At 46.6% G+C, this 15,545-nt stretch carries 15 protein-coding genes; 7 read left to right on the top strand and 8 right to left on the bottom strand.

What is annotated here, in order from left to right:
• Positions 1-2: 2 nt before the first annotated feature.
• From ACF8OV_RS09545 to ACF8OV_RS09525, 5 genes are all read right to left on the bottom strand, one after another.
• A complete protein-coding gene (locus tag ACF8OV_RS09545) occupies positions 3-1,262 on the bottom strand; it encodes an ABC transporter permease (protein ID WP_005454685.1) in 1,260 nt (419 codons plus the stop codon).
• Entirely contained in the window at positions 1,259-1,987 is a 729-nt protein-coding gene (locus tag ACF8OV_RS09540; RefSeq protein WP_020840014.1) for an ABC transporter ATP-binding protein, read from the bottom strand. Before ACF8OV_RS09540 ends, ACF8OV_RS09545 begins: the two co-directional genes overlap by 4 nt.
• A 63-nt stretch (positions 1,988-2,050) precedes the next feature.
• The gene (locus ACF8OV_RS09535) at positions 2,051-2,680 is read right to left on the bottom strand and encodes a DUF2796 domain-containing protein (RefSeq protein WP_203504589.1); all 630 of its coding nucleotides are present in this window, start codon (positions 2,678-2,680) and stop codon (positions 2,051-2,053) included.
• A 128-nt stretch (positions 2,681-2,808) separates the two neighbouring features.
• On the bottom strand, positions 2,809-3,108 hold the full coding sequence (locus ACF8OV_RS09530) for a DUF2607 domain-containing protein (RefSeq protein ID WP_005454649.1): 300 nt from the start codon (positions 3,106-3,108) through the stop codon (positions 2,809-2,811).
• A 159-nt stretch (positions 3,109-3,267) separates the two neighbouring features.
• Positions 3,268-3,819, bottom strand: coding sequence for a YtfJ family protein (locus ACF8OV_RS09525; RefSeq protein ID WP_005454650.1), 552 nt, complete (start codon positions 3,817-3,819; stop codon positions 3,268-3,270).
• A 212-nt stretch (positions 3,820-4,031) separates the two neighbouring features.
• Here ACF8OV_RS09525 and ACF8OV_RS09520 point away from each other — a divergent pair, with 212 nt between their 5' ends.
• Positions 4,032-4,232: a DUF1107 domain-containing protein gene (locus ACF8OV_RS09520; protein WP_005454667.1), complete on the top strand. Its 201-nt coding sequence runs from the start codon at positions 4,032-4,034 to the stop codon at positions 4,230-4,232.
• Positions 4,233-4,315: 83 nt separating this feature from the next.
• Here the strand turns inward: ACF8OV_RS09520 and msrA are convergent, their stop codons facing one another.
• Complete coding sequence (gene msrA / locus ACF8OV_RS09515) at positions 4,316-4,954, bottom strand: peptide-methionine (S)-S-oxide reductase MsrA (protein WP_025629301.1); 639 nt, start codon at positions 4,952-4,954, stop codon at positions 4,316-4,318.
• 167 nt (positions 4,955-5,121) lie between these two features.
• Here msrA and ACF8OV_RS09510 point away from each other — a divergent pair, with 167 nt between their 5' ends.
• The 4 genes from ACF8OV_RS09510 (at position 5,122) to ACF8OV_RS09495 (ending at position 11,449) form a co-directional block, all read left to right on the top strand.
• Positions 5,122-6,834 (top strand): autotransporter assembly complex family protein, encoded by a 1,713-nt coding sequence (locus ACF8OV_RS09510; RefSeq protein WP_005489530.1) that lies wholly within the window; start codon positions 5,122-5,124, stop codon positions 6,832-6,834.
• On the top strand, positions 6,831-10,598 hold the full coding sequence (locus ACF8OV_RS09505; protein ID WP_392404343.1) for a translocation/assembly module TamB domain-containing protein: 3,768 nt from the start codon (positions 6,831-6,833) through the stop codon (positions 10,596-10,598). Before ACF8OV_RS09510 ends, ACF8OV_RS09505 begins: the two co-directional genes overlap by 4 nt.
• Before the next feature lie 44 nt (positions 10,599-10,642).
• Positions 10,643-10,990, top strand: coding sequence for a gamma-glutamylcyclotransferase (locus ACF8OV_RS09500; protein WP_005454676.1), 348 nt, complete (start codon positions 10,643-10,645; stop codon positions 10,988-10,990).
• A 96-nt stretch (positions 10,991-11,086) separates the two neighbouring features.
• Positions 11,087-11,449: a DUF2799 domain-containing protein gene (locus ACF8OV_RS09495; protein ID WP_015296185.1), complete on the top strand. Its 363-nt coding sequence runs from the start codon at positions 11,087-11,089 to the stop codon at positions 11,447-11,449.
• A gap of 74 nt (positions 11,450-11,523) precedes the next feature.
• Here the strand turns inward: ACF8OV_RS09495 and ppa are convergent, their stop codons facing one another.
• Together ppa and fbp are read right to left on the bottom strand one after the other, a co-directional pair.
• Positions 11,524-12,054, bottom strand: a complete 531-nt coding sequence (ppa, locus tag ACF8OV_RS09490) for an inorganic diphosphatase (protein WP_005454643.1) — start codon at positions 12,052-12,054, stop codon at positions 11,524-11,526.
• A 127-nt stretch (positions 12,055-12,181) separates the two neighbouring features.
• Positions 12,182-13,198 carry a class 1 fructose-bisphosphatase gene (fbp, locus tag ACF8OV_RS09485; protein WP_005454699.1) on the bottom strand — a complete coding sequence of 339 codons (1,017 nt, stop codon included), beginning with the start codon at positions 13,196-13,198 and terminating at the stop codon, positions 12,182-12,184.
• A 312-nt stretch (positions 13,199-13,510) separates the two neighbouring features.
• On the opposite strand from fbp, the gene mpl reads away from it, so the two are divergent.
• Positions 13,511-14,869, top strand: coding sequence for a UDP-N-acetylmuramate:L-alanyl-gamma-D-glutamyl-meso-diaminopimelate ligase (gene mpl, locus ACF8OV_RS09480; protein WP_203504594.1), 1,359 nt, complete (start codon positions 13,511-13,513; stop codon positions 14,867-14,869).
• A gap of 4 nt (positions 14,870-14,873) precedes the next feature.
• Positions 14,874-15,509, top strand: a complete 636-nt coding sequence (locus tag ACF8OV_RS09475) for a flavin prenyltransferase UbiX (RefSeq protein ID WP_005392319.1) — start codon at positions 14,874-14,876, stop codon at positions 15,507-15,509.
• The last annotated feature ends 36 nt before the right edge of the window (positions 15,510-15,545 follow it).

The raw sequence follows: 15,545 nt of genomic DNA, 5'->3' as shown, positions 1-15,545 counted from the left end.
CGTTAGATCCTTATAGTCATTCCGTCACTGAGTGACTGTCTGTAGGCGCGGAAGGCTGGAATAAAACCAATCACAATACCGGCGCATTGTACAAAGCTAAGCAGCATCCATTCGTACGCAGAAAGCGTGCTTAACGTGAGATTTATACCGTAGTGTTGTTGAATTAGAGGCTGAAGTAGGGCGAGTATCGCATACAGCCCCAAAACGCCAGTGACGATACCTGCTGCTGTGAGTAAACTCGCTTCACTAATGAGCAGAGAAAAAACGTGGCGCGGGCGTGCTCCCATAGCGCGTAAAATGGCCATTTCTCGACGTCGTTCTTGTAAGCTGGTCAGTAGGCTGCTTAACATGCCGAGTAAACCCGCGATAACCACAAAACCAGAAACCGCCATCAAGGCCTGTTCTGCGACAGACATCATGCCCCATAATTCGTGTAGCGCGACACCGGGCATAATTGCACTGAGAGGCTCTTTCGGGTAGTTGTTGATCTGCCTTTGCAACGCAAAAGTTTGAATGCGCGATTTCAAGCCCACAAGCATGGCAGTGATCTGTTTTGGTTGAAAATCCCTTTCTTGTAATACCTTCGCATCCGGTGTTGGACCCAAGCGTGCACCACTTTCCCAACCGACATGAATGGCTTCGATCGCCTCTAACGAGACGTGAACCGTCTTATCTACTGGTGTGCCAGTTGGAGCTAAAATACCAACAACTTTGAATGGCAGTTTATCGTGACGGCTGAAGCCAACATCACTGATACCATGGGCAATGATGATTTCACTGCCTATCTGGTAACCCAATTGTTTGGCGACGTCCGATCCGAGTACGGTTTCAAATAATCCATTGAACTCTTTCCCTTTTGAGAAAGTAAGTGGTTGCTTACTTCCGTACTTATAATGCTCAAAGTAACTATGATTGGTCCCCATCACTCGAAAGCCTTTGTGAGAGTCTCCGAGCGAAATGGGAATTGCCCAATCAACCGCGCGATGCTGGCTGAATTCTTGGTAGCTTTTCCAATCGATATTATTGGTGGCATTACCGATACGAAAGACTGAATACAACAGTAAGTTCACTTGGCCTGAGCGTCCGCCGACAATTAGGTCCGTTCCTGAAATGGTGTTCGCAAAGCTGTCTTTTGCTTGAGTGCGGATACGTTCTACGCCAAGCAGCAAGATTACCGATATTGCTACCGTCATGATCGTCAACACCGCTGTCGCTTTGCGGTTCATCAAGCTTTTCCAAGCGAGTTTGATTACAGCACTCACGATAGCACCTCCATGTTACGGCTTTGGTTTATTTCTGGCAGATTAATGGTGCGATCGAACAAGCTTTCCAGAGTTGGATCATGGCTGACAAAGATTAATGTCGCGTTGGCTTGATTAGCCTGTTCCATCAGCAGCTCGATGAACGCCATGCGATTATCATGATCGAGTGCAGATGTCGGCTCGTCAGCAATGACTAACGCAGGATGCCCTATTAGCGCACGAGCTGCAGCCACTCGCTGTTGTTGTCCAATACTCAGCTCTGACACTGGGCGAGAGTGTAAATTTGTCGGTAAATGAAGCCGCTCCAACAAGGTTGTCGCTTGTGATAAAAGCTCGGCTTTGGAGGCGTTTGGTGTCACGCGATCTCGTCTCACTTTACTGAATTGGCAAGGAAGTAATACGTTGTCGATGACATTCAAATACGGCAGCAAGTTGAATTGCTGGAAGATATAACCAATGTGGTCGGCGCGGAATCTATCTCTGCGGCTTGAACTCAGCGTCGCTAAGTTCGTATTGAGTACTGATAACGAGCCCGAACTTAACGTATTGATTCCGGTGAGCAAAGCTAAAAGTGTGGATTTTCCACAGCCACTTGGCCCTTTGATAAAGACATGCTCACCCGTCGCTATCTGCAAATCAGGAATATTGATCACCGCGGTCTCTGAACCGGGCCAGACAAACTGAGCCTGTTTGAGCTCAACCACGTTTGATGCTGAATCAGTCATAGTAAATCACCAAAGCGAATTAAAAAACACAGCGTGTAAGTGGGTACTTACACGCTATTAGGGCTATTTGATTGCGATTTGAGTGTTGCTTTTGGTTAAGCTAATGGCTGATTGAGTCGTATCTGTGAATAGGTTTACATTTACCGATTCAGTACTTGGGAATTGGTTAAACCAATCAGTTTGAATACGGCTAAGTTCGCCGACTTGGGCACAATGAAAGCGATATTGCGCGGTAAATTCACCGTGGTCGCTGTGCTCTGAATGGTCGTGACCTTCATGACCGTCGTGATCATGTTTGTCGTGATCGTGATGGGCGTGTTCATCATGGTCATGGCCTTCATGATCATGGTGCTCATGTTCTTCATGTTGCCCCCCAAGCGAGTGTTCAACATGAACTTCTTCAATTTCGCATTGTGCTTGTGGGTTAATCGCAACCAGTGCGTTGCTATCTTCTAGCGTTGCGACTGCGTGTTGCAGTGTTTTCTCTTGCTCTGCATTTTCTGGTGCGTGTTCAAAGCCGACTACATCTGCACCAGGAGCTGTGATTTCGAGCAGCAAGTCACTGCCGTCTTGGGCAATATTAAATTCAACATGACCATGAACGTGCGCACTGTGTTGGCGGTATTCTTCTGCTGTTGCGACTGTCGATAGAGACAAACCGATAACGATCGCTAAAACCTGTTTAGATGGCATTTTACTTTCCTAATTTTGCTGATAAATCCGAGATCTGGTTGATTTCAGATTAGTACTCATTTGACGTTCTGTTATTGAAACGCGTCTATACACGTTGGAAATAACGTAATTGGGTTGTGTTTGAGTGTTTACGCAAAATAAGGCGGTGCACGCGCAGCGCTGAATACTTCTTCTACATGATGCGAGCGCTCTGAGACATCATCATAATGGGCCCGTGTGTATGACGGCACTGGGATTGCTGGTTGTGCTTTAGCGAGACCATGTTGCGCGCCAGCAAAGAGTTGGCAGTGATGATGAGTATGATGCTCTGGTGTGAGGTCGACTTGATGAAAGATCGAAGCAAAATTCCAGATGATCAGCAAAGCAACACTGAAAAGTACAACAGTGCGATGCCAAGATCTGAAAATGGTTTGCCAAGAAAAGTACATCTGAACGCCTGAAATCCTAACGGGTGTTATAATATAACACTCATTATTGGCAAAAGTTCACTCTTTTGTCTGGTGAGGAAAATTTAACACAGCATATTAGTGGGATACCGTGTGATTGAGGCTCCTGATTGATGCCGAGTCAGGAGCCGTCATCTCGAACTAAATACTTTGCTTGATAAGGCCAATCACCTGTGTAATCTCGTCTTGCGTCAATGCGCCTTCTTTTACAAACAGTACTTTGCCTTGTTTGTCTTGTACGATGATCGCAGAGCTTTCTTCTTTTAGCCCCCAAGTGTTCGCCACCAAGCCATTTTCATCCAATACCATTGATGACCAAGGAAACTCTTTTTTACTGTCTTGTGCTGAAGATTTCACAAATGAGCCAGTGCCCCAAATCGCATCATCTTGGTTGATGATGGTGGTGGTCTGGTAGCTATCTTCTGGGAATTTAGCGGCGGTAATTGCAGTCATCAGCGGTGCGTTCATCTCTTTTGAACTGCTGCGACCAGCAATCGCTTGAATTACGCGGACTTTACCTAACATATGCTGTGTTGCCCAAGGCTGGTAAGCCACACCTTCACCTTGTAAAACAATTTCACCGTATGCGCCAACTTGTGCTGGTGGAACGGTTTCACCAACCGACAAGTTATGTGCGAAAGCCAAACTTGGAGAAAGAGCAAGCAGTAGAGGTAGGAGAGTCTTAGTTTTCATATTGTTATATTCCGTTTGGGTTTGGGAGTTAAGCCAGTATATATCCAGTCCCGGCAAATTTGTAGAATTGTTGATAACATTTATTTAACGTATGCAGTGGTGTAATGTTGCGTTGTAGTTAGAATTTGCTACACTGAACTCCGTCGCAAAATGCGCATTAAGGTTGCAGAGAATAAGCAATCGGGGTTTTCTCAAAGGAATTGAGGTGAATTATGCTACGTGAGTTTGCTGTATATCGACCACTACAAGTGGCCCGTTTCGTAAAGACGTTGTTTAAAGGGCAATTCTTCATTGTCGGAGTGGGAAGTTTCTGCTTTGATAATGGCAAAGTGCTGCTTCCGGATGTGAAAGATCAAAAGCGACTGGCTGTCTTTAAAGAAGTAAACCAAGCAATTTCATCATTATCCGCCTAAACCATTCATGGCGTGTTAACCCAAAAAACGAAAGATTAAAAAGAGCGACCTTGGTCGCTCTTTCTCGTTTCAGTGCAGTTTGATTAGCCTTGCAAGCTTGGTGGGAAGCAAACACCTGTGCCGCCTATGCCACAGTAGCCATCCGGATTCTTTGCAAGATACTGTTGATGGTAGGTTTCTGCAAAATAGTAAGGCCCTGCTGGGACGATCTCAGTAGTAATCGTTGAGCGAAGCTCAGCTTCTAATGCTTGTTGATACTGAAGCTTTGATTTTTCAGCAATTTCTTGCTGATCTTGAGAGTACGTGTAAATCGCAGATCGATATTGTGTGCCGAGATCGTTACCTTGGCGCATGCCTTGAGTCGGGTCGTGTTTTTCCCAAAATACCGCAAGGAGTTGCGCTAGTGAGATAACACGCTCATCAAACACGACTCTCACAACCTCAGTATGACCGGTTTTACCCGTACACACTTCTTCGTAGGTTGGATTTGGTGTAAACCCACCCGCATAACCCACAGATGTTGAAACCACGCCATCTAATTGCCAAAAGAGACGCTCAGCGCCCCAAAAGCACCCCATGCCTAACAAAATCTGTTGCTGATGATGGGCTAATGGTGCCGTTAGACTCGATTGATTTACAAAATGACAATCTTCAATCTGCATTGGTTGTTCTCTACCAGGCAGGGCATCTTCTATACTGATTAATGTCTGTTTGTTGAGCATGGTATTTGTCCTTTAATACGTGTCTTAAATTTGCGAACTTTTTCATTTCGTCTGTATCTGATGTTGTTATGACATAGACCGCGGTAAACCTATTAATATTACAGACTTAGCCTTTAATTGGCGTTATCATTATTTACGTTTATTTAACCTCATTCAGCTAAAAAAGCATGATAAAAAAAGCTCTCCCCATCATTGTTGGCTTGTTGGTTGTTTCTCAGAGCGCGTATGCGGATGTTTCTTTAAAGCTTAAAGGCATCGATGGCGCACTGGAAGATAACGTGAAAGCGTACCTGTCTTCGATTCCAGAGAAGGATTACTCCACTTCGCTGCGCTTTCAGGCGCGATTGGATCAAAGTATCACCGAAGCGCTTAATGCGCTTGGCTATTATCATGCAAAAATTTCATACTCTATTTCCGAAGGGAATGACGAGCTGATCGTTAACATCCACAAAGGCTTACCAGTTAAGATCAAAGTAATGGATGTCGTGATCAGCGGTGAAGCGAAAGAGGATGAAGAATTTGCGAATCTCATCGCCAAATCGCCTTTAAAAGTTGGGCGGATTTTAAATCAGGGTGAGTATGACAGCCTTAAATCAGGGATTCGCAATCTGGCTTTGCAACGTGGTTACTTCAATGGTGACTTTAAGCTTAACAAGCTGGAAGTGATCCCTGAATTGAATGAAGCCAATGTGCGTTTGCACTACGACAGCGGTATTCGCTATCACTTTGGTCCGGTAGAAATTACGGGAAGCCAGATCTGGGAAAACCGTGTTGAGTCGATGCGACCTTTTGAAATTGGCGAACCTTACCTTGTCTCTGATGTGGGTGAATACAACCAAAACCTCTCTAACACCGATTGGTTCTCCTCCGTGTTTGTTGAGCCCGACTTAAGCAAGCTTGAAGATGGGCGCGAGTTGCCGATTAAAGTCTCGTTAGCGCCTGCTGCGAAAAACCAAATTGAAACCGGTATTGGTTACTCCACCGATACGGGTGTGCGCGGCACTTTAAAATGGAAAAAACCATGGGTAAGTGCACGCGGCCATAGCTTTAATACGGCGCTTTCTCTCTCCAAACCAGAACAAACCATCACCGCCGGCTACAAAATTCCATTAGACGACGTCTTACGTGAGTACTATCAATTGCAATTTGGTCTGAAGCATTTGGACAACCGTGATACTGAGAGTTTGGAATCAAACCTTGCGGTAGAAAGACACTGGTTAACGGACGGTGGTTGGCACAAAACCGTGTACGTTCGTCACTTGTACGAAAACTTCTCGCAAGGTTTGCAAGATGATGGCGTGCAGTTTGTGCTTCCTGGCGCAACCTTTTCGCGTACTCGTGTCCGTGGTGGCAGTATGCCAATGTGGGGCGATAAGCAAAGCGTAACGGTTGAATACGGCGATCCGGCGCTACTATCTGAAACGCGCGTATTGCGTCTGCTTGGGCGATCTTCGTGGATTCGTGGCATCGGCGAAAACCATCGTGGTTTGTTCCGTCTCGAAGGGGGGGCTAACATCACGGAGGAATTTGAAAAGCTTTCGCCATCGTTGCGTTTCTTTGCTGGTGGTGACAACAACATCCGTGGTTATGGCTATGAATCCATCTCACCTGTCGATGAAAGTGGCGCATTAACGGGTGCGAAATACATCTTAAGCAGCACCTTAGAGTATCAATATCGTGTTTACGGCAACTGGTGGGCCGCAACGTTCTACGATATTGGTGATGCGTTTAATGACACACCTGAATGGAAATCTGGTGCCGGGGTTGGTATTCGATGGGCTTCACCTGTGGGACCGGTAAGCTTCGACTTTGCGTGGGGGCTGGATGAAAAGCCAAACAACGAATTCCGCATCCACTTCTCTTTGGGGCCTGAGCTATGATCAAAAAGATGTTTAAGTGGACCAAGTGGTTATCACTAAGTTTGATTGGTCTGCTGTTGTTAATCACTATTTTTGTCGCAACGGTACTGTTTACCCATCCGGGATTGAAGTTGGCGATTTGGGGCGCAGAGAAAGCCTTACCTCAGCTCAAAGTCGAGAGCATTCAAGGTTCGCTATTCCCTCGTTTTGCACTGAAAAATGTCAGCTTTGTTGATGAGTCTTTACATATTGATGCGAAAGTCGAGCACCTTGCGTTGGCGATTAACTTCCGCTGTTTCTTTGACCCAAAAGTGTGTGTTGATGAACTGGCGCTGCAAGGTGTTAACTTCCAAATGCCAGAATTGCCACCTGCCAGTGAAGAGCCTGAAGAAGAAACACCACCGCTGCGTTCTATCAGCACGCCAGTGCCAATTTTTGTCAATAAAGTCAGCTTTAATGACATCAACGTCAATGTGTTAGGCAATCAGATTGATTGGCAAACGTTCTCGACCGCTTTGTCGATGCAGGGCGATCGTTTGGTGATCGCACCAACCGCGTTGAAAGACATCAATGTTGCGCTCGCACCAAGTGAAGCTGAATCTGAAGCGGCTGCCGAGGAGCCGAAAGAAACTGACGCTACGCCGCAAGATATTGTGTTACCAGAAGTATGGATTCCACTGACGGTAGAAGCGCGCCGTCTGGATATTCACAATTTTAAACTGGCAGGTGAAACGCCAGTGATCGTCAATCATCTTGGTTTGGTTGCAAGAGCGGGTGGTGAGCGTGTTGATGTCAAAACGTTAGAGCTCGACATGCCAGAAGTGGAAGGCAAGTTAAGCACACAAGTGACCCTTTCTGCTGATTACCCAATCAAAGCGCAATTGGACGCGTTAGTGAAGCAAGCGGATGCGAAGGGACAAAAACTGTCGCTTTCGGCCTCTGGTTCGGTTGGGGATTTATCGTTAAATGCTACGCTTTCCGAGCTTGTACAAGCGGAGATCAAAGGTGACATCCAACCGCTTAAAACGCAGTTGCCGTTTGATGTATCGATCAAAAATGTTCAAGCGCAATGGCCGCTATTTGGGCAAAGTGATTATCAGGTTTCTGTACCAAGTTTGGCGGCAAAAGGTTCACTTGATGGTTACGAAGTCGCATTAGAAACCAAAGCGTCAGGCAAAGACATTCCTGCCGTTGATGTTGCGCTGAACGGCAAAGGTACGCTGGAGCAAATCGATCTCGAAAGCCTTGTAGTGAAAACTTTGGGGGGCGAACTTTCCGGGAAAGTTATGGCGAATTGGGCGGCGCCAATCAACTGGCAAGCCGACCTGAACCTGAAGAACATTCAACCAGGATTGCAGTGGAAAGAAGCAGAAGGGGATATCAGTGGTAGTCTCTCGACTTCGGGATCGTTAACGGAACAAGGTGGTTGGCAAGTCAGTTTGCCTAAGTTAGACATCGACGGCATTTTGCGAGGTTATCCATTGAATGTCGAAGGGCAACTTGAAGCGTCTGATAAGAATGGCAAAGGTGAAGACATCCAACTAACCACTCAAGGTTTAGCGCTTTCTCATGGCCCGAACCAACTGAGTGCGAAGGGCAAGATCGACAAACAAATCTTGATGGATGTTGAGGTTAACTTCCCTGACTTTGCGAAAAGTGTTCCGGATCTTGCGGGTAAGATGCAAGGTAAAGTAGCGCTACGTGGTAGTTTGAAAGAGCCTGACATCAATCTTGATCTCGCTTTAAATCAGATCAACTGGCAGCAACAGGCGAATGTAGAAACGATCACCTTAAAGGGTGATGTGACGCCTCTGCCAGCACCAAAAGCGAACTTAAGTCTTATTGCGAATAACATTACCTACGACGACATTAAAGTTGATAGCGCGGATCTTGAAGTCTCTGGAGATGAAAAACTGCATCAACTGACGCTTGATGTGGTGTCTGATCTGGTTTCGACCAGTTTGGAAATCGAAGGGACGTTTAAGCAGAAGCCTGAAATGATTTGGGATGGGGCGCTGCGCCGCTTGACGCTGAGCTCGCAACAAGGTCCTTGGTCACTGCAAAAATCGACTGCGGTGAAAGTCAATATCGACAAACAGATCGCGAATGTTCAAGCCCATTGTTGGTTGCAAGCGAAGTCGAGTGTGTGTCTAACCGAAGATATTAGTGTCGGTAAGAGTGGCCAAGCGAAGTTAGCGATCAATGATTTTAATTTTGACCAAATCAAACAATTCCTGCCGCCAGAAACCAAGCTGCAAGGTTCAGTTAATGCACAGGCTTTTGCTAAATGGGCTCCAGAGAAAAAGCCTGAAGTTACCTTGAGTGTCAACATGCCAAAAGGTCAAGTTGAACAAGCACTAGAGCAGCCAATTAAAGTGGGCTGGGACAGCTTCAGCTTTAAAGCGGCATTAGCGAAAGACAAGCTTGATGCTGAGTGGTTATTTGATGTGAAAGATAACGGTGACTTGTCTGGTAAGGTTTCTTTACTGAATGTCTCATCTGAGAAGCCAACTATTGACGGTAAGGTTGCGCTTTCTACGTTCCATTTGGACTTCTTGGCTCCGTTGATCGGGGAATACAGCTTGTTCAAGGCGAATATGAATACTGATTTGGCCTTGTCTGGTGATGTAATGCATCCAAAAGTGAATGGTCAGTTCCTTATCGATCAAATGAAGTTGCAAGGCGAAGTGACGCCAATCGACATCAACTCCGGACAAGTCGTGATCAACTTTAAAGGTCACCAAGCGGATTTGGATGCTGGGATCATTACGCCTGACGGTAAGCTAGAAATCACCGGTGATGCTGACTGGCGTGACCTGCAAGACTGGCGAACTCGTGCCCGCGTGTTTGCAAAAGAGCTGAAAGTTGATATGCCGCCGATGGTCAAAATCAAAGTTGAGCCGGACATGACCATTGATGTCACGCCGCAGTTGGCGAAGGTGGAAGGTAATATCAATCTGCCGTGGGGACGTATCGTCATTGAGGAACTGCCACCAAGTGCGGTTGGTGTGTCGAGTGATACCGTGATTTTAAACAAGGATTTACAGCCAGTTGATGAAGTGACGGCTATGCCATTCAACGTCGAAACGGACATCAACATCAAGATTGGTGACGACTTCCAACTTGCGGCGTTTGGCTTGAAGGGCGGCTTGAAAGGTAGCCTTAACGTGACACAAAAAGACAAAGGACCATTCATCGTTGGTGAGGTAAACATCGTTGACGGTTCTTACCGTTCATTTGGTCAAGATTTGGTGATCGAAGAAGGTAAGATCTTAATGAACGGTCCAGCGGATCAACCGTATGTATCGATCAAAGCGATTCGTAACCCTGACAATACTCAAGACGATGTGATCGCAGGTGTGCGTGTGACTGGCCCAGCTTCCGATCCGAGTGTGGAAATTTTCTCGGAGCCTGCGATGCCACAAGCCAACGCGTTGTCTTACCTGCTTCGTGGTCAAGATATTGATGGTGAGTCGGGTGGTAACGCGATGACGACCACATTAATTGGTCTGAGTTTGGCGAAAAGCGGTCGTGTTGTTGGAGAAATCGGTGAAGCCTTTGGCGTACAAGATTTACAGCTTGATACGGCAGGCTCGGGTGATGACTCTCAAGTGACGGTGAGTGGTTACATTTTGCCAGGTCTACAGGTTAAGTATGGTGTCGGTATCTTCAACTCGCTGGGTGAGTTCACGGTGCGTTACCGATTGATGCAAGACCTGTATTTAGAGGCGGTATCTGGTGTAGATAGCGCAGTTGACCTACTCTATCAATTTGAATTTGATTAGGGCGCACGTCCTAACCACACAGAACTCATAGCTAAGGAGTGGTTATGCAGCATTTGATTTTTGTCTACGGGACGTTACGTAAGGGAGAGTACAACCATCATTATTTGAGCTCGGCTCAATTTCTTGGTTTACATGAAACGGACGCCCAATTTTCGCTCTACGATGTAGGCTCGTACCCAGCGCTGTCAGAAGGGCAGCGCTCAATCCAAGGCGAAGTTTATCTGATTGATGATGATACTTTGGTGGCGCTCGATAAGCTTGAAGACGTACCTGTCGAATATCGTAGAGAGAGCATTGCAACGCCATTTGGCCAAGCGTGGATTTACTTGTATCAAGACACGGAGCAGCTTACGGAAGAGATAGCGTCTGGCGATTGGTGTCAAAGGGTGTGAACTATACTTAAGTAACCATCGTAGGAACGTTGTCGAGATTTAAAAACGTTTCTAAACACGTTAGAAAACGACAAGTCAGAAAAGTAAGGAGTGATGATGAGAGTGTTAATAATTGGCGCGATGATGATGCTTCTGTCTGCTTGTGCGCAAACCACCTTACCAGCTTCAACCAGTGTGACTGATTGGCAAGCGTTCGGGAAACAGTCTGCCTTAGATGGATTACGAGAGTTGTCAAAAGAGCGGATAGCTAAGTTGGATGGCACAAACCATGCAACGCCAGAACTGATCATGGCCTACCAAAACGGTTATCAAGAAGGTAAGCAAGAGTATTGTGAGCAAAGTGCCTATATGCTGGGTGTGGTTGGACGACCGTATTTCGGAATCTGCGATGACGTTGACCCGTTCTTCCAACACGATTATGACGCTGGTCGTATGTCCTCCGCGGGAGCTCCTATCTAAGGAAAGCGTTTAGGTTAGAAAGCAAAAGAGCTGCACTTTGCAGCTCTTTTTGTATTTGGAGTTGGCGTTTACGCTTATTTGTTTTGCGCACGCTCGTAAGATTGTAGAATCTCTGCTTTTGCCGCTTCTACATCTGCCCAGCCATCAACTTTCACCCACTTTCCTGATTCCAACTCTTTGTAGCGCTCAAAGAAATGCGTGATCTGCGCTTTTAGCAACTCAGGAATGTCGCCCACATCTTGAATGTGTTCATACTCTTTAGAGATTTTAGAGTGCGGTACGGCAACGACTTTTGCATCTTCGCCCGATTCATCCGTCATCTTCAAAACGCCAACAGGTCGGCAACGAATAACAGAACCTGGCATGAGTGGGTATGGCGTTGGGACAAGGACATCTACTGGATCACCATCAAGCGAAAGAGTGTTGTTCACGTAACCGTAGTTACATGGATAAAACATTGGCGCAGACATGAAACGGTCGACAAATACAGCACCAGAGTCTTTATCTACTTCGTATTTGATAGGGTCTGCATTGGCAGGGATTTCGATAACGACGTAAATATCTTCAGGTAGCGATTTACCTGCTGGTACATGGTTTAGGCTCATTTGAATATTCCTTTTCATTGAGGATGAGTAGCCAGAAGATCGCCCTCATCTATGATTAATTCGCATTTCACTTTAGCGACAAAAACGCGGCAGGTAAACACCTGCCGCGTTGGACAAAGGTCTGAGATTATTCTTCGTCGCGGTGCAGTTCAAGGAACTCTTCAACTTTGCGAACCATGTTCTTCGAACCCACAAAGAAAGGTACACGCTGGTGTAGCTCAGTCGGTTTGATGTCCATGATGCGATTCACGCCATCTGATGCAATGCCGCCCGCTTGTTCGATGAGAAATGCCATTGGGTTGCATTCGTAAAGCAGGCGAAGTTTGCCTTGTGGGTGACTTTGCGTACTTGGGTAAAGGTAGATGCCACCTTTAAGCAGGTTGCGATGGAAATCCGCCACCAAAGAACCAATGTAGCGAGAGGTGTATGGACGACCGTCTTCAGGCACATTCTCTTGGCAGTATTTGATGTACTTTTTCACACCTTGTGGGAAACGAATGTAGTTACCTTCGTTGATGGAGTAGATCTTACCATCTTCAGGAATCATCATGTTTTCATGAGATAGGCAGAAGCTGCCGATGGATGGGTCGTAAGTAAAGCCGTTTACGCCGTTACCTGTGGTGTACACCAACATAGTTGATGAACCGTAAATTACGTAACCTGCTGCAACTTGCTTATGACCTGGCTGAAGGAAATCTTCTTCTGTTGCGGGTGTGCCAATAGGCGAAACACGGCGATAAATAGAGAAGATGGTACCGACAGACACGTTTACGTCGATATTTGAAGAACCATCAAGTGGGTCCATCAATACAACATACTTTGCGTTTTGGTTGAGTTCTTTGTTGAACGCAACCGCTTCATCTTCTTCTTCACTGGCAACGCCACAAACTTGGTCACGAGCTTCAAGCGCCGCTTTAAATTTGTCGTTCGCGTACACGTCTAGCTTTTGCTGTGCTTCGCCTTGGACATTTTCCGTGCCGACAGCGCCAGTGATATCACCAAGACCTGCTGCGTTGATTTCACGGTTAACGATTTTTGCAGCTAAACGAATGGATGCTAAAAGAGATGAGAGATCACCGCTAGCGTGGGGGAAATCCGCTTGTTTTTCAACAATGAATTCGCCTAGGGTGCGCATTCCTGACATGGTTAATCCTTACATTTACATTTCATTGGGGGTGTTGCGCAACGGGCATCTCTTTATGGATGTTAAACGTTTGCGCCAGATGTAATTTTAAGTCGTGGATCTTTTTAATGGTAATGAAGTAACTGTCTGAGATCTCAATTTATTTGTCTGCTCAAATCAGGGATTCATTCGCAGGTCAGAGCGCTGTACAGTCTCTGTTCAACCTTGTCATATTTGTGAAAGGGACTGCAAGAAGAAGGCTAAAGTCACTCGCTTTTCTGGTCGTTATCGCGATAATGAAGGCATCAAAGAACGCATTACAAGGTTTAGTTTATGCACATTCATATCTTGGGTATCTGTGGCACGTTTATGGGCGGCGCAGCAATTTTAGCGCGTCAATTAGGGCATAAAGTGACGGGTTCTGATGCCAATGTTTACCCACCGATGAGCACATTGCTAGAGTCTCAAGGTATTGAAATTATTGAAGGCTTCGACCCGTCTCAACTCGATCCTCAACCTGACCTTGTGGTGATTGGTAACGCGATGAGCCGTGGCAATCCGTGTGTTGAGCATGTACTTAATAGCAACATGCGTTACACCTCAGGACCACAATGGCTGAACGAATTTTTACTGCATGACCGTTGGGTGCTGGCTGTCTCCGGCACACACGGCAAAACGACCACTTCGAGCATGCTGGCGTGGATACTCGAAGATTGTGGTTACCAACCTGGTTTCCTCGTTGGTGGCGTGTTGGGTAACTTCGGTGTGTCGGCTCGTTTGGGCGAAAGCATGTTTTTTGTCGTTGAAGCGGACGAATATGACAGTGCTTTTTTCGATAAGCGTTCTAAGTTTGTGCACTACCATCCTCGAACCTTAATCATGAACAACCTTGAGTTTGATCATGCTGACATCTTCGATGATCTAGAGGCGATCAAGCGCCAATTTCATCATTTAGTACGGACGGTTCCCGGTAATGGTTTAATCTTAGCTCCGAAGCAAGACCAAGCTTTGGCGGATGTATTAGAGCGTGGTTGCTGGACAGAAAAGCAGTTTTCAGGTGTTGATGGCGACTGGCAAGCGCACAAGTTAGTGCTTGATGGCTCAAAGTTTGAAGTTGCTCTGCAAGGCGAGAAGGTCGGTACCGTCGAATGGGATTTGGTGGGCGATCATAACGTTGATAATGCGTTAATGGCGATCGCTGCTGCACGACACGTTGGCGTAACGCCGGAGCTCGCGTGTCAGGCTCTGGGCCGTTTCATTAACACCAAGCGCCGTCTTGAGTTAAAAGGTGAAGAGCAAGGTGTGACGGTTTACGATGATTTTGCGCATCACCCAACGGCAATTGAACTCACCGTCGGTGGTTTGCGTAACAAGGTAGGCGAAAAACGCATTCTTGCTGTGTTGGAACCTCGTTCTGCCACTATGAAGCGCGGCGTGCACAAAAACACACTCGCGGATTCACTACACAGCGCGGATGAAGTGTTCTTATTCCAACCAGACAACATCGAATGGTCGGTGCAAGATATCGCGGAACAATGTCAGCAACCTGCTTTTTTTGACGCTGACATCGATAACTTTGTAGCGAAAATCGTTGAACGTGCGCAGCCAGGTGACCAAATCCTCGTGATGAGTAATGGTGGCTTTGGCGGTATTCACGGCAAGATCCTCGAGCAACTTAAACAAAAAGCCTGATTTTATGCAAAACAAACAGCAGCAAGCAGAAAAAGCCATCACTTTAGCGTTAACTGGAGCATCTGGTGCGCCCTATGGTCTGCGACTTTTAGAATGTTTGGTCGCGGCGGATTATCATGTCTACGTTCTGATCTCCTCGGCGGCTCGCGTTGTGATGGCAACCGAACACAACCTTAAGCTGCCAAGTGGGCCAGACGCCGCAAAGCAAGCGCTGGTGGAACATCTCAACTGTGATCCAAATAACATCACTGTTTGTGGTAAAGATGACTGGTTCTCACCGGTAGCGTCTGGCTCAGCGGCACCAAAGCAAATGGTGGTTTGCCCATGTTCAGCAGGAAGTGTTGCGGCGATCGCGCATGGTATGTCGGACAACTTGATCGAACGGGCGGCTGATGTGGTAATGAAAGAACGCGGGCAACTGTTGCTCGTGGTTCGTGAAACGCCATTTTCAACGCTGCATCTTGAGAACATGCACAAGCTATCGCAAATGGGCGTCACCATCATGCCAGCGGCTCCGGGCTTCTACCATCAGCCAAAGAGCATTGAAGACTTAGTGGATTTTATGGTGGCGAGAATTCTCGACCACTTGGGTATTGAGCAAGGTTTAGTGCCTCGTTGGGGCTATGACCAGCGCTCGTGAGCTGATTGTGTAACCACTCAAATACCTTTACAATCC

Origin of the sequence: Vibrio sp. GLN_1, assembly GCF_043106015.1 — a bacterium.
Lineage (GTDB): Bacteria > Pseudomonadota > Gammaproteobacteria > Enterobacterales > Vibrionaceae > Vibrio > Vibrio parahaemolyticus.
Note: the sequence above shows the minus strand (reverse complement) of the source record. Positions and strands in the feature narration are given on the sequence as shown.

Excerpts from the sequence above, each read along its gene's own strand:
- ACF8OV_RS09540 (WP_020840014.1), bottom strand. The coding sequence starts at position 1,987 with ATGACTGATTCAGCATCAAACGTGGTTGAGCTCAAACAGGCTCAGTTT.
- ACF8OV_RS09535 (WP_203504589.1), bottom strand. The coding sequence starts at position 2,680 with ATGCCATCTAAACAGGTTTTAGCGATCGTTATCGGTTTGTCTCTATCG.
- ACF8OV_RS09530 (WP_005454649.1), bottom strand. The coding sequence starts at position 3,108 with ATGTACTTTTCTTGGCAAACCATTTTCAGATCTTGGCATCGCACTGTT.
- ACF8OV_RS09525 (WP_005454650.1), bottom strand. The coding sequence starts at position 3,819 with ATGAAAACTAAGACTCTCCTACCTCTACTGCTTGCTCTTTCTCCAAGT.
- ACF8OV_RS09520 (WP_005454667.1), top strand. The coding sequence starts at position 4,032 with ATGCTACGTGAGTTTGCTGTATATCGACCACTACAAGTGGCCCGTTTC.
- msrA (WP_025629301.1), bottom strand. The coding sequence starts at position 4,954 with ATGCTCAACAAACAGACATTAATCAGTATAGAAGATGCCCTGCCTGGT.
- ACF8OV_RS09510 (WP_005489530.1), top strand. The coding sequence starts at position 5,122 with ATGATAAAAAAAGCTCTCCCCATCATTGTTGGCTTGTTGGTTGTTTCT.
- ACF8OV_RS09505 (WP_392404343.1), top strand. The coding sequence starts at position 6,831 with ATGATCAAAAAGATGTTTAAGTGGACCAAGTGGTTATCACTAAGTTTG.
- ACF8OV_RS09500 (WP_005454676.1), top strand. The coding sequence starts at position 10,643 with ATGCAGCATTTGATTTTTGTCTACGGGACGTTACGTAAGGGAGAGTAC.
- ACF8OV_RS09495 (WP_015296185.1), top strand. The coding sequence starts at position 11,087 with ATGAGAGTGTTAATAATTGGCGCGATGATGATGCTTCTGTCTGCTTGT.
- ppa (WP_005454643.1), bottom strand. The coding sequence starts at position 12,054 with ATGAGCCTAAACCATGTACCAGCAGGTAAATCGCTACCTGAAGATATT.
- fbp (WP_005454699.1), bottom strand. The coding sequence starts at position 13,198 with ATGTCAGGAATGCGCACCCTAGGCGAATTCATTGTTGAAAAACAAGCG.
- mpl (WP_203504594.1), top strand. The coding sequence starts at position 13,511 with ATGCACATTCATATCTTGGGTATCTGTGGCACGTTTATGGGCGGCGCA.
- ACF8OV_RS09475 (WP_005392319.1), top strand. The coding sequence starts at position 14,874 with ATGCAAAACAAACAGCAGCAAGCAGAAAAAGCCATCACTTTAGCGTTA.